The 15,776-nt window shown below is 69.4% G+C and carries 18 protein-coding genes; 11 read left to right on the forward strand and 7 right to left on the reverse strand.

Annotated features, from left to right (window positions below):
- Positions 1 to 215 precede the first annotated feature (215 nt).
- The 3 genes from K7854_RS15335 to K7854_RS15345 are packed head-to-tail and all read left to right on the forward strand — an operon-like array spanning position 216 to position 3,096.
- On the forward strand, positions 216 to 1,226 hold the full coding sequence (locus K7854_RS15335; RefSeq protein ID WP_226027049.1) for an acyl-CoA desaturase: 1,011 nt from the start codon (positions 216 to 218) through the stop codon (positions 1,224 to 1,226).
- Positions 1,223 to 1,900 carry a TetR/AcrR family transcriptional regulator gene (locus K7854_RS15340; protein ID WP_226027050.1) on the forward strand — a complete coding sequence of 226 codons (678 nt, stop codon included), beginning with the start codon at positions 1,223 to 1,225 and terminating at the stop codon, positions 1,898 to 1,900. The genes K7854_RS15335 and K7854_RS15340 overlap by 4 nt, the downstream gene beginning before the upstream one ends.
- Positions 1,901 to 1,920: 20 nt before the next feature.
- Positions 1,921 to 3,096: a CaiB/BaiF CoA transferase family protein gene (locus K7854_RS15345; protein ID WP_226027051.1), complete on the forward strand. Its 1,176-nt coding sequence runs from the start codon at positions 1,921 to 1,923 to the stop codon at positions 3,094 to 3,096.
- Positions 3,097 to 3,108: 12 nt separating this feature from the next.
- Here K7854_RS15345 and K7854_RS15350 read toward each other — a convergent pair whose 3' ends face one another.
- Positions 3,109 to 3,486 (reverse strand): VOC family protein, encoded by a 378-nt coding sequence (locus K7854_RS15350; protein WP_226027052.1) that lies wholly within the window; start codon positions 3,484 to 3,486, stop codon positions 3,109 to 3,111.
- Positions 3,483 to 4,313 (reverse strand): trans-aconitate 2-methyltransferase, encoded by an 831-nt coding sequence (locus K7854_RS15355; RefSeq protein ID WP_226027053.1) that lies wholly within the window; start codon positions 4,311 to 4,313, stop codon positions 3,483 to 3,485. The genes K7854_RS15350 and K7854_RS15355 overlap by 4 nt, the downstream gene beginning before the upstream one ends.
- Positions 4,314 to 4,462: 149 nt before the next feature.
- On the opposite strand from K7854_RS15355, the gene tamR reads away from it, so the two are divergent.
- Entirely contained in the window at positions 4,463 to 4,960 is a 498-nt protein-coding gene (tamR, locus tag K7854_RS15360; protein ID WP_061444292.1) for a MarR family transcriptional regulator TamR, read from the forward strand.
- Here tamR and K7854_RS15365 read toward each other — a convergent pair.
- The gene (locus K7854_RS15365; protein ID WP_226027054.1) at positions 4,919 to 5,686 is read right to left on the reverse strand and encodes a response regulator transcription factor; all 768 of its coding nucleotides are present in this window, start codon (positions 5,684 to 5,686) and stop codon (positions 4,919 to 4,921) included. The two genes, tamR and K7854_RS15365, sit on opposite strands and share 42 nt — an antisense overlap.
- Before the next feature lie 311 nt (positions 5,687 to 5,997).
- Here K7854_RS15365 and K7854_RS15370 point away from each other — a divergent pair, with 311 nt between their 5' ends.
- Positions 5,998 to 6,456 carry a GNAT family N-acetyltransferase gene (locus tag K7854_RS15370; RefSeq protein ID WP_226027055.1) on the forward strand — a complete coding sequence of 153 codons (459 nt, stop codon included), beginning with the start codon at positions 5,998 to 6,000 and terminating at the stop codon, positions 6,454 to 6,456.
- Between the two features lie 28 nt (positions 6,457 to 6,484).
- On the opposite strand, the gene K7854_RS15375 is transcribed toward K7854_RS15370, so the two are convergent.
- On the reverse strand, positions 6,485 to 7,102 hold the full coding sequence (locus tag K7854_RS15375; protein ID WP_226027156.1) for a Uma2 family endonuclease: 618 nt from the start codon (positions 7,100 to 7,102) through the stop codon (positions 6,485 to 6,487).
- Between the two features lie 170 nt (positions 7,103 to 7,272).
- Between K7854_RS15375 and K7854_RS15380 the strand changes: the two genes are divergently transcribed.
- From K7854_RS15380 to K7854_RS15400, 5 genes are all read left to right on the forward strand, one after another.
- Complete coding sequence (locus K7854_RS15380) at positions 7,273 to 7,587, forward strand: hypothetical protein (protein WP_226027056.1); 315 nt, start codon at positions 7,273 to 7,275, stop codon at positions 7,585 to 7,587.
- A 48-nt stretch (positions 7,588 to 7,635) separates the two neighbouring features.
- Entirely contained in the window at positions 7,636 to 8,886 is a 1,251-nt protein-coding gene (locus tag K7854_RS15385) for a hypothetical protein (protein WP_226027057.1), read from the forward strand.
- Positions 8,887 to 8,985: 99 nt separating this feature from the next.
- The gene (locus tag K7854_RS15390) at positions 8,986 to 9,333 is read left to right on the forward strand and encodes a hypothetical protein (RefSeq protein WP_226027058.1); all 348 of its coding nucleotides are present in this window, start codon (positions 8,986 to 8,988) and stop codon (positions 9,331 to 9,333) included.
- Positions 9,330 to 9,989 (forward strand): hypothetical protein, encoded by a 660-nt coding sequence (locus K7854_RS15395; protein ID WP_226027059.1) that lies wholly within the window; start codon positions 9,330 to 9,332, stop codon positions 9,987 to 9,989. Before K7854_RS15390 ends, K7854_RS15395 begins: the two co-directional genes overlap by 4 nt.
- A complete protein-coding gene (locus K7854_RS15400; protein ID WP_226027060.1) occupies positions 9,986 to 10,639 on the forward strand; it encodes a hypothetical protein in 654 nt (217 codons plus the stop codon). The genes K7854_RS15395 and K7854_RS15400 overlap by 4 nt, the downstream gene beginning before the upstream one ends.
- 13 nt (positions 10,640 to 10,652) lie before the next feature.
- On the opposite strand, the gene galK is transcribed toward K7854_RS15400, so the two are convergent.
- From galK to galT, 3 genes are read right to left on the reverse strand one after another with little or no spacing between them, the layout of a single operon-like run.
- Entirely contained in the window at positions 10,653 to 11,816 is a 1,164-nt protein-coding gene (gene galK / locus K7854_RS15405) for a galactokinase (RefSeq protein ID WP_226027061.1), read from the reverse strand.
- A gap of 38 nt (positions 11,817 to 11,854) precedes the next feature.
- Entirely contained in the window at positions 11,855 to 12,817 is a 963-nt protein-coding gene (gene galE / locus K7854_RS15410) for a UDP-glucose 4-epimerase GalE (protein ID WP_226027062.1), read from the reverse strand.
- Positions 12,814 to 13,875: a galactose-1-phosphate uridylyltransferase gene (galT, locus tag K7854_RS15415; RefSeq protein ID WP_226027063.1), complete on the reverse strand. Its 1,062-nt coding sequence runs from the start codon at positions 13,873 to 13,875 to the stop codon at positions 12,814 to 12,816. The genes galE and galT overlap by 4 nt, the downstream gene beginning before the upstream one ends.
- Before the next feature lie 202 nt (positions 13,876 to 14,077).
- Between galT and K7854_RS15420 the strand changes: the two genes are divergently transcribed.
- A complete protein-coding gene (locus K7854_RS15420) occupies positions 14,078 to 15,766 on the forward strand; it encodes a sodium:solute symporter family protein (protein ID WP_226027064.1) in 1,689 nt (562 codons plus the stop codon).
- The last annotated feature ends 10 nt before the right edge of the window (positions 15,767 to 15,776 follow it).

Consider the following 15,776-nt stretch of genomic DNA (forward strand, 5'->3'; position numbering starts at 1 on the left):
TCCGGGAAGTAATCAGAGCGGACCGCGCTGTCCGACCGACTCCCAGGATAGGTGTCGGCCAGGACGCGCAGGCTCTGGGGCTCTTGCCGCGCGGCCACGCACTGCCATACTTACGTCGCCGTAGGTTACGGAACCGTAGGAAATCCGTGCATGGTTCCGCGGCCCGGCACCGGCCACACCACACGACCCCACCCTCGACCCCACAGGGGACGCGCATGACCACGAGTTCCGATGTGATCCCAGACGCTCCGCAGCCGACCGACTCCGCCGCGGCGCCCTCCGCCACGCTGGGTGGTGAGCAGAAGCGGTCGATCGAGCAGATCACGCTGCTGCTGTTCATCACCATCCCGTTCCTCGCGCTGGTGGCGGCGGTGCCACTGGCCTGGGGCTGGGGCGTGAGCTGGCTGGACCTGGCGCTGCTGGTCTTCTTCTACTTCCTGGGCTGCCACGGCATCACCATCGGGTTCCACCGACACTTCACCCATGGTTCCTTCAAGGCGAAACGGCCGTTGAAGATCGCGTTGGCGATCGCGGGCTCGATGGCGGTCGAGGGGCCGCTGGTCCGCTGGGTGGCCGACCACCGCAAGCACCACAAGTTCTCCGACGACGAGGGCGACCCGCATTCGCCGTGGCGGTACGGCGAGACGGTGCCGGCCCTGATCAAGGGCCTGTGGTGGGCGCACATCGCCTGGATGTTCGACGAGGAGCAGACGCCGCAGGACAAGTACGCGCCGGACCTGATCAAGGACCCCGCGCTGCGTGCGGTCTCCCGTCAGTTCGTCCTGTGGACCGTGGTGTCCCTGGCGCTGCCCGCGCTGATCGGCGGGCTGGTGACGATGTCCTGGTGGGGTGCGTTCACCGGGTTCTTCTGGGGTTCACTCGTGCGGGTGGCGTTGCTGCACCACGTGACCTGGTCGATCAATTCGATCTGCCACGCGGTGGGCAAGCGGCCCTTCAAGTCCCGGGACCGCTCGGGCAATGTCTGGTGGCTGGCGATCCTGTCCTGCGGTGAGTCGTGGCACAACCTGCACCACGCGGACCCGACCTCGGCGCGGCACGGTGTGATGCGCGGCCAGCTGGACTCCTCGGCCCGGCTGATCCGCTGGTTCGAGCAGCTCGGGTGGGCGTACGACGTGCGCTGGCCGTCACGCTCGCGTATCGATTCACGCCGCAACACGGATCAGGACGGCGCCCGCCGCCGGAAGGAGACCGCGAAGGCGGCATGATTGACGCCGTGGCGACCGACTCCAGCAGCACCCCAAGCAACGAGAAGCCGCGGCGAGCGCGTCGCACCCGGATGACCGGTGCCGAGCGCCGCCAGCAGCTGCTGGAGATCGGCCGCACCCTCTTCGCGGCGAAGGGTTTCGAGGGCACCTCGGTGGAGGAGATCGCGGCGCGGGCCGGGGTGTCCAAGCCGGTGGTGTACGAGCACTTCGGCGGCAAGGAGGGCCTGTACGCGGTGGTCGTGGACCGCGAGATGCGCCGGCTGCTGGACATGGTGACCGGTTCGCTGACGGCGGGGCATCCGCGCGAGCTGTGCGAGCAGGCGGCCTTCGCGCTCCTGGACTACATCGAGGAGTACACGGACGGTTTCCGCATCCTGGTCCGCGACTCGCCCATCCCGCAGTCGACGGGTTCCTTCGCGTCCCTCATCTCGGACATCGCCACCCAGGTGGAGGACATCCTGGGCCGGGAGTTCAAGAGCCGCGGCTTCGACGCCAAGCTGGCGCCGCTGTATGCGCAGGCGCTGGTGGGCATGGTGGCGCTGACCGGCCAGTGGTGGCTGGACGTGCGCCGCCCGAAGAAGGCGGAGGTGGCCGCGCACCTGGTGAACCTGGCGTGGCACGGGCTGGACGGCCTGGAGCCGAAGCCGCGGCTGATCGGGCACCGCAAGAGCTAGCGGCCGCGAGGACGGAGCACATGCAGCCACTGCGCGGCGTCACGGTCGTCTCGCTGGAGCAGGCGATCGCCGCTCCCTACGCCAGCCGTCAGCTCGCCGACCTCGGCGCGCGGGTGATCAAGGTGGAGCGCCCGGGGGCGGGGGACTTCGCCCGGGCGTACGACTCCCGGGTGCGCGGTCTGAGTTCGCACTTCGTGTGGGTCAACCGCAACAAGGAGTCCCTCACCCTGGACTTCAAGGATCCGCGGGGTCTGGAGCTGCTGCGCCGGCTGATCGCGGACGCCGACGTCTTCCTGCAGAACCTGGCCCCGGGCGCGGCGGCCCGGGCGGGTCTGGGCGCGGCGGAGCTGCGGGCGGCGCATCCGGGGCTGATCGTGTGCGACATCTCCGGTTACGGCACGCCGGGCCCCTACGCGGACCGCAAGGCGTACGACCTGCTGGTGCAGTCCGAGTCGGGGCTGCTGTCGGTCACGGGTACGCCGGACGACATGGCCAAGGCGGGGATCCCGGTGTCGGACATCGCGGCCGGGATGTACGCGTACAGCTCGATCCTGGGCGCGCTGCTGGAGCGCGGCCGCACGGGCCGGGGCACGCATCTGGACGTGTCGATGCTGGAGGCCACCGTGGAGTGGCTGGGCTTTCCGCTGTACTACTCGTTCGACGGCGCGCCGCCGCCGCCCAGGGCGGGTGCCGCGCACGCGACGATCTTCCCGTACGGCCCGTTCACGGCGGGCGACGGGAAGGTGGTGCTGACGGCGGTGCAGAACGAGCGCGAGTGGCGCGGCTTCTGCGCGGGTTTCCTGGGCCGTCCGGAGCTGGCCGAGCACCCGGACTACGCCACGAACGCCGCCCGCGACGCGCACCGGGAGGCGCTGGGTGCGGTGATCGCGGCCCGGTTCGCGGAGCTGACCAGTGCCGAGGCGATCGAGCTGCTCGACGCGGTGCCGGTGGCCAATGCCCGGGTGAACACGCTCGCCGAGGTGTGGGACCACCCGCAGCTGGCCGCGCGTGGACGCCTGCACGAGGTGCCCACCCCGGCGGGCCCGGTCCCTGCACTGGCACCGCCCGGACCGACCGGCGGGGCGCCGCGGATGGAGGCGGTCCCGGCGCTGGGCGAGCACACCCGTGCGGTACTCGGCGGTCTCGGGCTGTCCGAGGAGGAGATCGACGCGCTCGCCGCGGACGGCGTGGTGTGAGCGCGGCGGGGGTCAGGGCCGGGCGGGTCCGTCCGGTTCCAGGAACTCCAGGCGGTTGCCGACCGGGTCGGCGCAGTGGAAGCGCCGGTGGCCGGGCCGGGAGTGGTCCCAGGTGACGGGCGTGCCGTGGGTCTCCAGGCGGGCGGCGTACGCGTCGATCCCGGTGACCCGCAGGCCGGGGTGGGCCTTGCGGGCGGGCCGGAAGCCGGTCGTCTCGACGCCCAGGTGGAGCTGGGCGGTGCCCGCCTGGAACCAGCAGCCGCCGCGGGCGGCGAGCAGGGGCGGTTTGGGGATCTCGGTCATGCCGAGGACGCCGGTGTAGAAGGCGCGCAGTGCCTCCTCGGCGCCGAGTGGCGCGGCGAGCTGCACGTGGTCGAGGCCGGTGATCACCGGTCCGCCGTCCCCGCGGGCTTGCGGGCGACGGCGAAGACCCGGCGGAAGGGGAACGGGGTGCCGTACGCCTCGGCGGGGTAGGCGGCGCGCAGGACCGCCCGGTACTCCTCGACGAAGGCGTCGCGGGCGGCCGGGTCGTCGTCGAGGGCGTCCAGTACGGGCCGCAGTCCCGTCCCCTTCACCCAGTCGAGGACGGCGTCGTCGCCGGGCAGCAGGTGGAGGTAGGTCGTCTCCCACACGTCGGCGGTGCAGCCGGCGGCGGTCAGGCGGGCCAGGTAGCCCTCGGGGGTGAGGACGGCGTCGTCGTGGCGCAGGACACCGGCGAGGCGGTCCCGCCAGCGCCGGGAGTCGGCCAGCTCGCGCATCAGGCGGTGGCTGGGGGCGTCGAAGTTGCCCGGCACCTGGAGGGCGAGGGTGCCGCCGGGGGCGAGGCGGTCGATCCAGTCGGGGAAGCGGTCGGCGTGGCCGGGGACCCACTGCAGGGTGGCGTTGCTGACGAGGAGGTCGCAGGGCTGGTCGGGGGTCCAGGTGCGGGCGTCGGCGGGGGCGAAGTCGAGGTGGCCGCCGCCTGCGGTGGGGCCGGCGTACTGCCGGGCCCGTTCCAGCATCCGGGGCGAGTTGTCGTAGCCGGTGACGTGGGCGGTGGGCCAGCGGTCGGCGAGCAGGACGGTGACGTTGCCGGGCCCGCAGCCGAGGTCGGCGATGCGGGGCGAGTCCGCGGGGAGGTCCGGGATCCGGGCGAGGAGGTCGGTGAAGGGGCGGGCGCGGTGCCCGGCGTGACGCAGGTACTGGGCGGGGTCCCAGGTGGGGGCGGTGGCGGGCATGGAGCCTCCAGAGGGTGTCCGTAGGGGACGGGTACCCAGCGTCACCTCGCAACTATCTCGATGTCAAGATAACCGACCTCAAGAAGCTCACTATCAAGACAATCGACATCAAGAGACTTCACGTCGACACAACCACTACACTGATCGTCATGGAGGACGAGGTCGATCGGCTGGTCGCAGCGTGGCGCCGGGAGCGCCCGGACCTCGACGTGGAACCGCTCGAGGTGCTGAGCCGCGTCAGCAGGCTGGCCCGGCACCTGGACCGCGCGCGGCGGCTGGCCTTCTCCGAACACCACCTGGAGCCGTGGGAGTTCGACGTGCTGACGGCGCTGCGCCGCGCGGGCACCCCGTACCAGCTCTCCCCCGGGCAGCTCCTCACCCAGACCCTGGTCACCTCCGGCACGATGACCAACCGCATCGACCGCCTCGCCAAGAAGGGCCTGGTGGAGCGCCTGCCCGACCCCAGCGACCGGCGCGGTGTGCTGGTCCGGCTCACGGACGAGGGGCGGGACCGCGCCGACCAGTCGCTGGCGGGCCTGCTGGCCCAGGAGCGCGCCATCCTGGGCGAGCTGTCCCGCGCCCAGCGCAGCGAGCTGGCGGCCCTGCTACGCCAGCTGACCGCCCCGTTCGACAACATCCCCGGTTAGGTCCGCCGGCCCCACCCCGGCCCGGCGGGCCAGTGCGACGGCGGCCAGGGTGGAGTGGACGCCCAGTTTGCCCAGCACGTTCTGCATGTGGGTGCGGACCGTGTGCGGGGACAGGTACAGCCGCTCCGCGACCGCCTTGCGGCCGAGCCCGGCGACCATGCAGCGCAGCACCTCGCGCTCGCGCGGGGTGAGCGACTCCACCAGCAGTTCGCTCTCGGTGCGGTGCTTGCGGGCCGCGGTCAGCTCGCGCAGCACGCCGGTGAGCAGGGCGGGCGGCAGATGCGTCTCGTCGCGCAGGACGCCCCGGATGACGCTGAGCAGCCGGGACAGGGAGCAGTCCTTGGCGACCCACCCGGACGCCCCGGCCCCCAGCGCGAGGGCCGCCCGCCGGGGGTCGTCCTTCTCGGCGAGCACGACGATCCGTACGCCCGGCTGCCCCGACCGCACCCCGGCGACCAGCGAGATGCCGTCCACCAGCCCGTCCTCGTTGCCGTCCCGCACGGGCACGGCGGGCCGGGCGCCGGGCACATGGCCGCCCAGGTCGGCGTCGACGAGCAGCACGTCGAACCGCCGCCCCTCGGAGGCGGCCCGCTCCAGGCAGCGCAGGGCGGCCGGACCGCTGCCGGCCGCGGAGACGTCGACGTCGGGCTCGGCGGCCAGGGCGGCCGCGAGCGACTCGGCGAAGATGCGATGGTCGTCGACGACCAGGACTCGGATACGAACCACGAAACCCCCTCCCCCGAGCTCCGCCAGGAGCAGGGGATACCCATCGTCTGTCCGTCCTCGGATGACGGCACCGGCACGGGTACGACGCCCAGGGCCCCGCATCCAGCTGTGCTGTTGTGCTCGGTACTCCGGGACGGGTCGCCGCAGCCCCACGGCCGCCGCCGTGCGGTAACCGCTACCCCCGCCCCGGGTGTCGTACCCGGCTGTCTCGCCCCCTGAACGGCACCGGCCCCCACCGGTGCTGCTCATCAGAGTACGGACGGGCGCCGGGAGCGGAAGGCTATTTGCAGAACTGACTCGGCGGCACGTTTATGGTGAGCCGCATGTTTCGTCTTGTGACAGAAGTCGACAAGGAACGGCGCGATCTGCTGCGCACCCGCCTCCGTGAGACGAACACAGCGGCCTCTTCCGTCCTGCGCACCCTGCGCGGAACCCCTCACGAACGCGAATTCCCGCTGCACGTCTGGGTGCTGGACGACAACGGCGGCCTGGCGGGCGGCCTGGTCGGCCACACCTGGGCCACCTGGCTGCACGTGACCTACCTGTGGGTGGACGACGGCCACCGCGGCGCGGGCCTCGGCTCCGCGCTCCTCACCGAGGCGGAACGCACCGCCCGCACCGAACGCGGCTGCACCGCCGCCCGCGTGGAGACCTGGGACTTCCAGGCCCCCGGCTTCTACACGAAGCACGGCTACGACATCATGTGCGTGATCCCCGACTACCCGCCGGGGATCACGGAGTACACGCTGGTCAAGCGGCTGAGTCGGTAAACCGGTCCGGCCCGCCGGTCCAAGGCGCTCAGAACGCGTCGAGCGCGTCCGACGTGATGTCGATGTCGATGTCGTACGGCACACCGAGCTTGAGCAGCTCGCGATGGGTGCCGGTCAGGCCGTACGTCTTGGAGACGGGGTCGAGTTCGTAGACCCGCACCACCGGGTGCTTTCCGGCACCGCCGCCCGCCTCGACCAGCCAGAAGTGCGGGATGCCGGCGGCCGCGTACTTGTGCGGCTTGGTGTCGCGGTCGCGGGATTCGGAGTCCGGGGAGACGACCTCGACGGCGAGCAGGACGTCGGCGGCCTGGAAACGGGTCTGCTCCCTGCCGGTGACGGCGTCGGCGCGGACGACGGAGATGTCGGGTTCGGGACCGTTGTGACGGTCCAGGACGATGGTCATCTCCCGCACGACCTTCCTGTCCTCGGTCACCGTACGGCGCAGCCCGGCCATCAGCAGATCGATCATGGTGCTGTGGAAATACCGCTGGGGACTCACGAAAACCAGGCTCCCGTCGATCAGCTCGGTGTGCGGCGGGAGGTCGGGCAACGTGAACAGGTCGTCCACGGTGTATCCGTCCCGGGGCGGCACCGGCCAGCGGCAGCCGGGCGTGGCGTTCGACTCGGCGAGGGGCTCGGCGGTCATGGTTCCTCCCATGGACGGGATTCTCAGCCAGCCCGTCCACGGTAGCCGCCGGTCCCCCTGATCGTCATCACAAAGAGTGACGAGCCGGCGGGCTTGACGTGAACCTCGCTGGTGCCACCCACGCCCCATCGATAGCGTTGGCCCGCATCTGAGATCAAACGGAGGTGCCGGTGGGCGAGCACGACCGGCTGGTAGCCGACTACATGCTTCTGGAGTCGTCGAAGAAGAACCTGAACGACATCAAGAAGGCCCTCAAAGGCATCGAAGAACACCGCACCGACATCCATGACATCTGGGGCCACGAAAGCATCGCCGGCAAAATGGATGAGTTCGTCGACAACTGGGACAACTATCGGCGCGAACTCCTCGGAAAGGTCGAGGACCTGGGCAAGCAGGTAAAGACCGCCCGCACGAGTTTCGAGAAGCTGGACCTCGACCTCAAGAACGCGCACGAAAAGAAAAGCGGCAAAAGCGGGAGAAAATGACCGATGGGTACGAGTGCGGGGAGGCGCCGGCCGGTCGACTGGCACCCGTTGGCGGAGAAGGACCCGGTACCCGGCGAACCGGAGGACATCCGCGACGAGGTCACCCGGATGAAGAAGCTCGCCTCGACCCTTCGCGACCAGGCCGCCATCCTGCGCAAGGCGGCCGACGGGGACGCGTTGCAGGGCCAGTACGCCGACAAGATCCGCGAGGACTCGGGTGACGTCGAAAAGCACTTCCGCGAGACGGCGGCCCGCTATGAACGCGTGGTCGGCGACCTCGGCAAGTGGGCCAACGAGCTGGAGGGCTTCCAGGAACGGGCCGACGGCGTCCTACGAGCGGCGAAGCGGGCCGACGAAGAACACGCTGCGGAAGTGAAGAAGAAGGAAGCCGAGGCCAAGAGGGACGGCCACAGCAAGGCACCAGAGGAATCCGACCCCGACAGTCACCTGGCCCCGTACCAGAAGCAGCTCGACCAGGTGCTCTCCGAGCGTGACTCCCGCGCCCGGCACTACGCAGCGAACATCGGCCGGGACATCTCCGACATCATCAAGGACAGCAGATGGGAGAACCTCAAGGACTGGGTGCACGAGCATGCGGACACGATCAAGAGCGTCATTGAAATCCTGAGCTGGGCCGCGACGGTCATCGGGGTCATCGCCCTCCTCTTCACACCCGTCGGATGGCTCGCGACCCTCATCACGGTGACCACCATCAGCCTCACGGCGCTCGTCGGCGTGGGGCACACGATGCTGGCCCTCTCCGGTGACGGGAACTGGGCGGACGTCGCCATGGACGTCTTCGCGCTGGCGACGCTGGGGTTCGGAAGCGTCGCGATGAAGGGCGTGAAGGCCGCAGCGGCAACCCTCAAGTCGGCAAGCAGGGCTGGACGGTTCCAGCGGTACGCGAATCTGCGCAAGTTGCTCGACAAGAACATCATGCGATACGGCACGGACTCGGCCCGCGGGGCGAAGGCCGTGCGCGCGAAGAACGCCCTGCGCCAGCTCGGGTCGAGGGAAACACGGCCCGGGACGACTCGCCTGGACCGCCTGCTGGGCGGCGACCGGGAGGTCGTCAGCGCGAGCAAGTTCGCCAAGGCCATGCGCGCCGAGTTCGGTTCGGATCCGAACGTGGTGAGGGCGGCCGACTCGATGGAGAAGGCCGCCATGCAGTTCAAACTGAACTATGCGGCTGCCACCTTGGTCGACGTGGGTGACAAACTCGGGGAAAAGGGCCCATATGGAGACCAGTACGGCGACGCCAAAGATGTCCTGACGCGTGAAGTCGGGAGCCGTTGGTGATCACTCCGAAGCGCAGTTGCAGCACAATTGAGAAAATGACCCGAGGGAGCGGAGACAGTGGCGACAATTCCGGCCAGGAGCCCACAGGAATCACGGGCCATGAAATTTCTTGCCGCATGTACGTTGGTACCGATTCTCTGTTTCGCCTTCCAGGATATCGGCAGCGAGTACGGCGGGATGAGCTGGCTCACTTACGACTACGTGGCATGGCCGATGATGATCGCCCCAGTACTGATGCTGGTCCTGTTTTTCAGGAACCGAGAACTCATTCGTAACCCGCGCTTGGGCGCCAACTTTTCTCAGACGATCAAGCTGGTTGCCGTGATGTACCTGGTCTGGAACATCATCGGAGCCATCGGCTACAGCTGGCTGGCCGTGATTCCGTTGCTCTGCTGCCTGACGATTCTGGTGGCCGACCGGCAGCTCAAGAAGCAGGCCCGCTCGTGAGTACGGCCGGTTCGGAACCGCACGCACCGCCCGTCGCAGCGGCCGCTCCCGGCCGCTATGAACTCGTCCTGCCTCCTGGCTGGATCCGCATCCCCCTGCGTGAGGGCACGAAGGAAGCGCTGGAGAGGGTCCTCTTCTCGCACATGGGCCGGGTCCCGGAGGGAATCCCCCGTGACGACGCGATGCGCTTCCGGCTGGACATGCGGCGTCAGTTGGAGAAGCAGGCGCGTGCGGCCAGAAGGAACGGAGGCCTCGACCTCTACCTGCCGGTGCTCCCGCGCGGGGGAATCTTCCTCATGGCCTCGTTCATCGTCGCCGAGATGCCGATCGGCCGAGACCACGCGGTTCCTCCACAGGCTGTGATCGAACAACTGGCCGCTGAGGAGGTCCCCGGTGGAACAGCGGGAAAGGTCGACGTGGCAGGGGCGCCCGCGCTCCGCCGGGCCTACAGATGTGCCCCCGACGAAGAGGGAGAGCAGGCCGCCCCGCCGACGCGGCGGGTCGACTATGTGATTCCCGTGCCGGACGACCCCGCCCGCTGGATCAGCATCAACTTCTCCACGCCGGGTGACGGCGATGCCGGCAGTGAGTTCACCGACGTCCTGGTCGAGTTGTTCGACGCGGTGGTCGCCACGTTCAGATGGAGTTACGAGTGAGCTGGCTCAACGTCAAGCACGCCATGGATCTGTCCCCTTGGATCCGCATCCCGCTCATGTGGCCGGAACCGGGCCTTGAGGATGTCGACGAGGCCCAGACACCTGAGGCGTGGGCCCGCTACTTCGCCGAGGGGATCTGGGAGGACTTCGCGCCGGAGAAGCCGGCGCCCGGCGAAGTCGACCTGCTGACCAACATGCTCCTGATGTTCGCCGTCAGGGCGCCCGCGGCCTATCCGGGCTTCGAGGTCTTCCTCCATCTCCCGCACCCGAGGGAGATCCCGCTCCCGGCGTACGTCGACCTGGTGGAGATCGAGGAGGGTCAGCACAGGGAAACGGCACTGCGTGAGCTGACCCATGCCGACGCGAGCTACACCGTCGAGCGCCCCGTCGTGGAGGACTTCGACTCCCCGTACCTGGGGACCGGGCTGCGGGTACTGCGCTATTACCAGGACGAGGACAGCAACGAAGTGCACGTCGGCCTCCGCTATGCCTGGCGCTACGAGAAGGGCACGGAAGCCGCCGACGTCCTGATCATCCTGGCCGATCCCGATGCCGGGCGGATCCTCCGCGCTCTCGACGACATCGACGCCTTCGCCCGCACCGTGCGGATCAGCCCGGACGAGGAAGCGGACGCCTTCAACGCTCCGTGACCCGCGCCGGGCGTCAGACCAGCCGCCGCGCCCCCGCCGAAGGCACCGCCTCGAAGACGCGCGGCGCTGTGAAGGACGCCGCGGCGAAGGCGGTCTCGACCGCCTTGGTGACGGGGTCCACGTCGGCGGCCTCCACCAGGACGATCGCCGAGCCGCCGAAGCCGCCGCCGGTCATCCGGGCGCCGAGGGCGCCGGCGGCGAGGGCCGTGTCGACGACCAGGTCCAGCTCGGGGCAGGAGATGCGGAAGTCGTCGCGCAGGGAGGCGTGGCCCTCGACGAGGACGGGGCCGATGGCGCGGGTGTCGCCGGACTCCAGCAGCGAGACCACGCGCTCGACGCGTTCGTCCTCGGTCACCACGTGCCGGACCAGCCGGCGCACCTCCTCCTCGTCGCCCAGCCGCTCCAGCGCCGCGTCCAGCTCGGCGTAGGGCACGTCGCGCAGCGCGTCGACGCCGAGCAGCGCGGCGCCCTTCTCGCAGCCGGCCCGGCGCTTGCCGTACTCGCCCTCGCTGTGGGAGTGCTTGACCTGGGTGTCGACGACCAGCAGGCGCATGCCCTCGGCGGCGAGGTCGAAGGGGATCTGCCGCTGGGAGAGGTCGCGGGTGTCGAGGAACAGCGCGTGGCCCTCCTCGCAGCAGGCGGAGGCGGTCTGGTCCATGATGCCGACGGGGGCGCCGACGTAGACGTTCTCCGCGCGCTGGCACACGCGGGCCAGCTGCCAGCCGCGCAGGCCGAGGGAGTAGAGGTCGTTGAGCGCCAGGGCGACGACGACCTCCAGGGCCGCCGAGGAGGACAGGCCCGCGCCCGACGGGACCGTCGAGGCCAGGTGGACGTCAGCACCGGTCAGCTCGTGGCCCGCCTCGCGCAGCGCCCAGACGACACCCGAGGGGTACGCGGTCCAGGACTTGTCCGAACCGGGGGTCAGGTCGGCGACGCGCAGTTCGACCGGGCCGGCGTCGATGTCCGCCGAGTGCAGCCGCAGGACGCCGTCGTCGCGCCGGGAGACGGCCGCGACGGCCTGGTGCGGCAGGGCGAACGGCATCACGAAGCCGTCGTTGTAGTCGGTGTGCTCGCCGATGAGGTTCACCCGGCCCGGCGCCGCCCACACCCCCTCCGGCTCCGTCCCGTACAGCTCCCGGAACCGCTCGCCGACGGTCCCCGCGACAGCCTCGCCCATGCCCTGACCCCTCGCCCTTCCGGTGACTGCGGTAAGTACTAGCCCGCGCGCCGCTGCGCGAACTCCCACGCGTCCGACACGATCCCCGCGAGGTCCGCGCGGGACGGGTTCCAGCCCAGTTTCTCCCGGGCGGTGTCCGCCGACGCCACCAGGACCGCCGGGTCGCCGCCCCGGCGCGGGGCCACCACCTCGGGGATCGGGTGGCCGGTCACCCGGCGCACCGTCTCGACGACCTCGCGGACGGAGAAGCCGTTGCCGTTGCCCAGGTTGCAGATGAGGTGCTCGCCCGGGGCGGCGGCCGCCACGGCCAGCAGGTGGGCCTCGGCCAGGTCGGCGACGTGGATGTAGTCGCGCACGCAGGTGCCGTCCGGCGTCGGGTAGTCGTCGCCGAAGACGGAGATGGCCTCCCGGCGGCCCTGCGCCACCTGGAGGACCAGCGGAATCAGATGCGACTCGGGGTCGTGGCGCTCGCCGTACTCCCCGTACGCGCCCGCGACGTTGAAGTACCGCAGCGACACCGCGCCGAGCCCGTGGGCCGCCGCCTCACCGGTGATCATGTGGTCGACGGCCAGCTTCGAGGCACCGTAGGGGTTCGTGGGCTTCGTCGGCGCGGTCTCGACGATCGGGACCTGCTCCGGCTCGCCGTAGGTGGCGGCCGTGGAGGAGAAGACGAGCCGCCGCACGCCCGCGCCCCGCATGGCCTCCAGCAGGGCCATGGTGCCGCCGACGTTGTTGTCCCAGTACTTCTCGGGCTTCACGACGGACTCGCCGACCTGGGAGAAGGCGGCGAAGTGCAGCACGCCGTCGAACGAGGCGTCCAGCCACTTCGCGGCGTCCCGGATGTCTCCCTCGACGAACGAGGCACCCGACGGCACCCCCTCACGGAAGCCGGTCGACAGGTTGTCGAGCACGACGACCTCGTGCCCCGCCTCCAGCAGATGCTGGGCGACGACGCTGCCGACGTATCCCGCACCACCCGTCACCAGGTACTTCCCGCTCATGAACTCGCTACCTCTCGCAGTCGCTCGGCCGCGCGCTCCGGGGGCACGTCGTTGATGAACACGTCCATGCCGGACTCGGAGCCCGCGAGGAACTTCAGCTTGCCGGACGTACGGCGAATGGTGAAAAGCTCCAGGTGCAGCGCGAAGTCGTCCCGCGTCACGCCCTCGAACTCCTCCAGGTGCCCGAACGGCGCCTGGTGCCAGGCCGCGATGTACGGCGTCGGCGGCTCACCCTCGCCGAAGATCCGGTCGAAGCGCCTCAACAGTTCCAGATAGACCTGGGGGAATTCTGTGCGCGCCGCCTCGTCGAGACCGAGCAGGTCGGGCACCCGCCGCTTCGGATACAGATGCACCTCGTACGGCCAGTGCGCCGCGTACGGCACGAAGGCCACCCACTGTTCACTCTCCAGGACGACCCGCTCCCCGGCCAGCTCCTCCTCCAGCACGGCGTCGAACAGGTTCTCCCCGCCCGTCGCGTCCTTGTGGGCGGCGAGTGAACGGAGCATCAGCGCGGTGCGCGGGGTGGTGAACGGGTAGGCGTAGATCTGCCCGTGCGGGTGACCCAGCGTCACCCCGATCTCGGCGCCCCGGTTCTCGAAGCAGAACACCTGTTCAACGGAGGGCAGATGGGACAGCTCGGAGGTGCGGTCCGTCCAGGCGTCGAGCACGAGCCGGGCCTGCTCCTCGCTCAGGTCGGCGAAGGAGGCGTCGTGGTCGGAGGTGAAGCAGACGACCTCGCAGCGCCCGGAGTCGCCGGCCAGCGAGGGAAAACGATTCTCGAAGACCACCACGTCGTAGGCCGAGTCCGGGATCTCGCTCAGCCGCTCCCCGTCCGACGGGCACAGCGGGCACTGGTCGGCCGGCGGGTGGTAGGTGCGGCCCTGCCGGTGCGAGGCGATGGCGACCGAGTCGCCGCGCAGCGGATCGCGACGCACCTCGGACGTGGTGACGGTCCGCTCCAGCGGGCGGCGGTCCACGGCGTCGCGCACGGTGTCGTCGCGCAGGTCGTAGTAGACCAGCTCACGGCCGTCGGCCAGCCGGGTCGAGGTCTTCTTCACTGCCGCACTCCTCTGCACCCACCCATGACAGTCACCAGGACACCCGTCAATCATCCAACACAATCAAACATAACACATCACAACCGACCATCCACCGCGCCACATCACAATCAAACAAAGTTCATCACCAGAAGTGTTCAATTACTGAACGCGGAGGCGTAGGTTCCGCTCCGGATCAGTTCGCGAACGAAGCGAGTGCTTAATGCAAACCCCCACAAGCCCCACATACCTAGCCGCAGAGCTTCGACTCCCCACCAACTGGCTGGACTACACGATCCTCGGGATCTACTTCCTGGTCGTCCTGGGCATCGGCTTCGCCGCCCGCCGTTCGGTCAAGACCAGCCTGGACTTCTTCCTCTCCGGCCGTTCGCTGCCCGCCTGGGTCACCGGCCTCGCCTTCGTCGCGGCCAACCTGGGTGCCACCGAAATCCTCGGCATGGCCGCCAACAGCGCCCAGTACGGCGTCTACACGACCCACTGGTACTGGATCGGCGCGATCCCGGCGATGGTCTTCCTCGGCCTGGTGATGATGCCGTTCTACTACGGCTCGAAGGTCCGCTCGGTCCCGGAGTTCCTGCTCCTGCGCTTCGACAAGGCCGCCCACCTCCTCAGCTCGGCCCTGTTCGCCGTGGCGGCCATCCTGATCGCCGGTGTGAACCTCTACGCCCTCGCGATCGTCGTCGAGGCGCTGCTCGGCTGGCCGGAGTGGGTGGCCATCGTGGTGGCCGGCTTCTTCGTCCTGGCGTACATCACCCTGGGCGGCCTGTCCTCGGCCATCTACAACGAGGTCCTCCAGTTCTTCGTGATCCTGGCCGGCCTCATCCCGATCACCGTCCTGGGCCTGAAGAAGGTCGGCGGCTGGGACGGCCTGTCCGACTCCCTCTCCAAGTCCCACGGCTCCGACTTCATGACGGCGTGGGGCGGCACGGGCATCGGCAGCGAGAACCCGCTGGGCGCCAACTGGCTGACCATCGTCCTGGGCCTCGGCTTCGTCCTCTCCTTCGGCTACTGGACGACCAACTTCGCCGAGGTCCAGCGCGCCCTGTCGGCCAAGAACCTCTCCGCGGCCCAGCGCACCCCGCTGATCGCCGCGTTCCCCAAGATCTTCATCGTCTTCGTCGTCATGATCCCGGGCCTGGTCGCCGCGGTCCTGGTCCCGAAGATCGGCACCCCCGGCTCGGACCTCCAGTACAACGACGCGATCCCGTACCTGATGCAGCAACTGCTGCCCAACGGCGTCCTCGGCATCGCGGTGACCGGTCTGCTCGCCGCCTTCATGGCCGGCATGGCGGCCAACATCTCCTCCTTCAACACCGTCTTCACCACCGACATCTGGCAGAAGTACGTGGTGAAGGACCGCGAGGACGGCTACTACGTCCGCTTCGGCCGCCTGATCACGGTGATCGGCGTCCTGGCCTCCATCGGCACGGCGTTCCTGGCCTCGTCCTTCTCCAACATCATGAGCTACCTCCAGACGCTCTTCTCCTTCTTCAACGTGCCGATGTTCGTGGTCTTCATCATCGGCATGTTCTGGAAGCGGGCGTCCATGAAGTCCGGCTTCTGGGGCCTGATCGCGGGCACCACCGCCGCGATGGTGAACTACTTCGTGATCTACAAGCAGGGCATCATCGACATCCCCTCCGACCAGGGCGCCAACTTCGTCTCCGCGATCGCGGGCTTCGTCGCCGGTGCGGTGGTCATGGTCGCCGTGTCCCTGTTCACGAAGCCGAAGCCGGTCACCGAGCTGCAGGGCCTGGTCTACGGCACCACCTCCCCCGGCATGGCGGAAGCACCGGCCAAGGGCGACGACGCGTGGTACCGCAAGCCGGCGCTGCTGGGCTGGGGGGCGGTCGTCCTGGCCGCCGCCTGCTACATCCCGTTCTCGTTCTGATCGCGGGAGG

Source organism: Streptomyces hyderabadensis (genome assembly GCF_020404845.1).
Taxonomy (GTDB): Bacteria; Actinomycetota; Actinomycetes; order Streptomycetales; family Streptomycetaceae; genus Streptomyces; species Streptomyces hyderabadensis.

Coding starts and splice junctions, on each gene's coding strand:
- galK (WP_226027061.1), bottom strand. CDS start 11,816: ATGGGCGAGGCTGTCGCGGGGACCGTCGGCGAGCGGTTCCGGGAGCTG.
- K7854_RS15390 (WP_226027058.1), top strand. CDS start 8,986: ATGAAATTTCTTGCCGCATGTACGTTGGTACCGATTCTCTGTTTCGCC.
- K7854_RS15345 (WP_226027051.1), top strand. CDS start 1,921: ATGCAGCCACTGCGCGGCGTCACGGTCGTCTCGCTGGAGCAGGCGATC.
- K7854_RS15375 (WP_226027156.1), bottom strand. CDS start 7,102: ATGACCGCCGAGCCCCTCGCCGAGTCGAACGCCACGCCCGGCTGCCGC.
- tamR (WP_061444292.1), top strand. CDS start 4,463: ATGGAGGACGAGGTCGATCGGCTGGTCGCAGCGTGGCGCCGGGAGCGC.
- K7854_RS15370 (WP_226027055.1), top strand. CDS start 5,998: ATGGTGAGCCGCATGTTTCGTCTTGTGACAGAAGTCGACAAGGAACGG.
- K7854_RS15335 (WP_226027049.1), top strand. CDS start 216: ATGACCACGAGTTCCGATGTGATCCCAGACGCTCCGCAGCCGACCGAC.
- K7854_RS15340 (WP_226027050.1), top strand. CDS start 1,223: ATGATTGACGCCGTGGCGACCGACTCCAGCAGCACCCCAAGCAACGAG.
- K7854_RS15355 (WP_226027053.1), bottom strand. CDS start 4,313: ATGCCCGCCACCGCCCCCACCTGGGACCCCGCCCAGTACCTGCGTCAC.
- galE (WP_226027062.1), bottom strand. CDS start 12,817: ATGAGCGGGAAGTACCTGGTGACGGGTGGTGCGGGATACGTCGGCAGC.
- K7854_RS15420 (WP_226027064.1), top strand. CDS start 14,078: ATGCAAACCCCCACAAGCCCCACATACCTAGCCGCAGAGCTTCGACTC.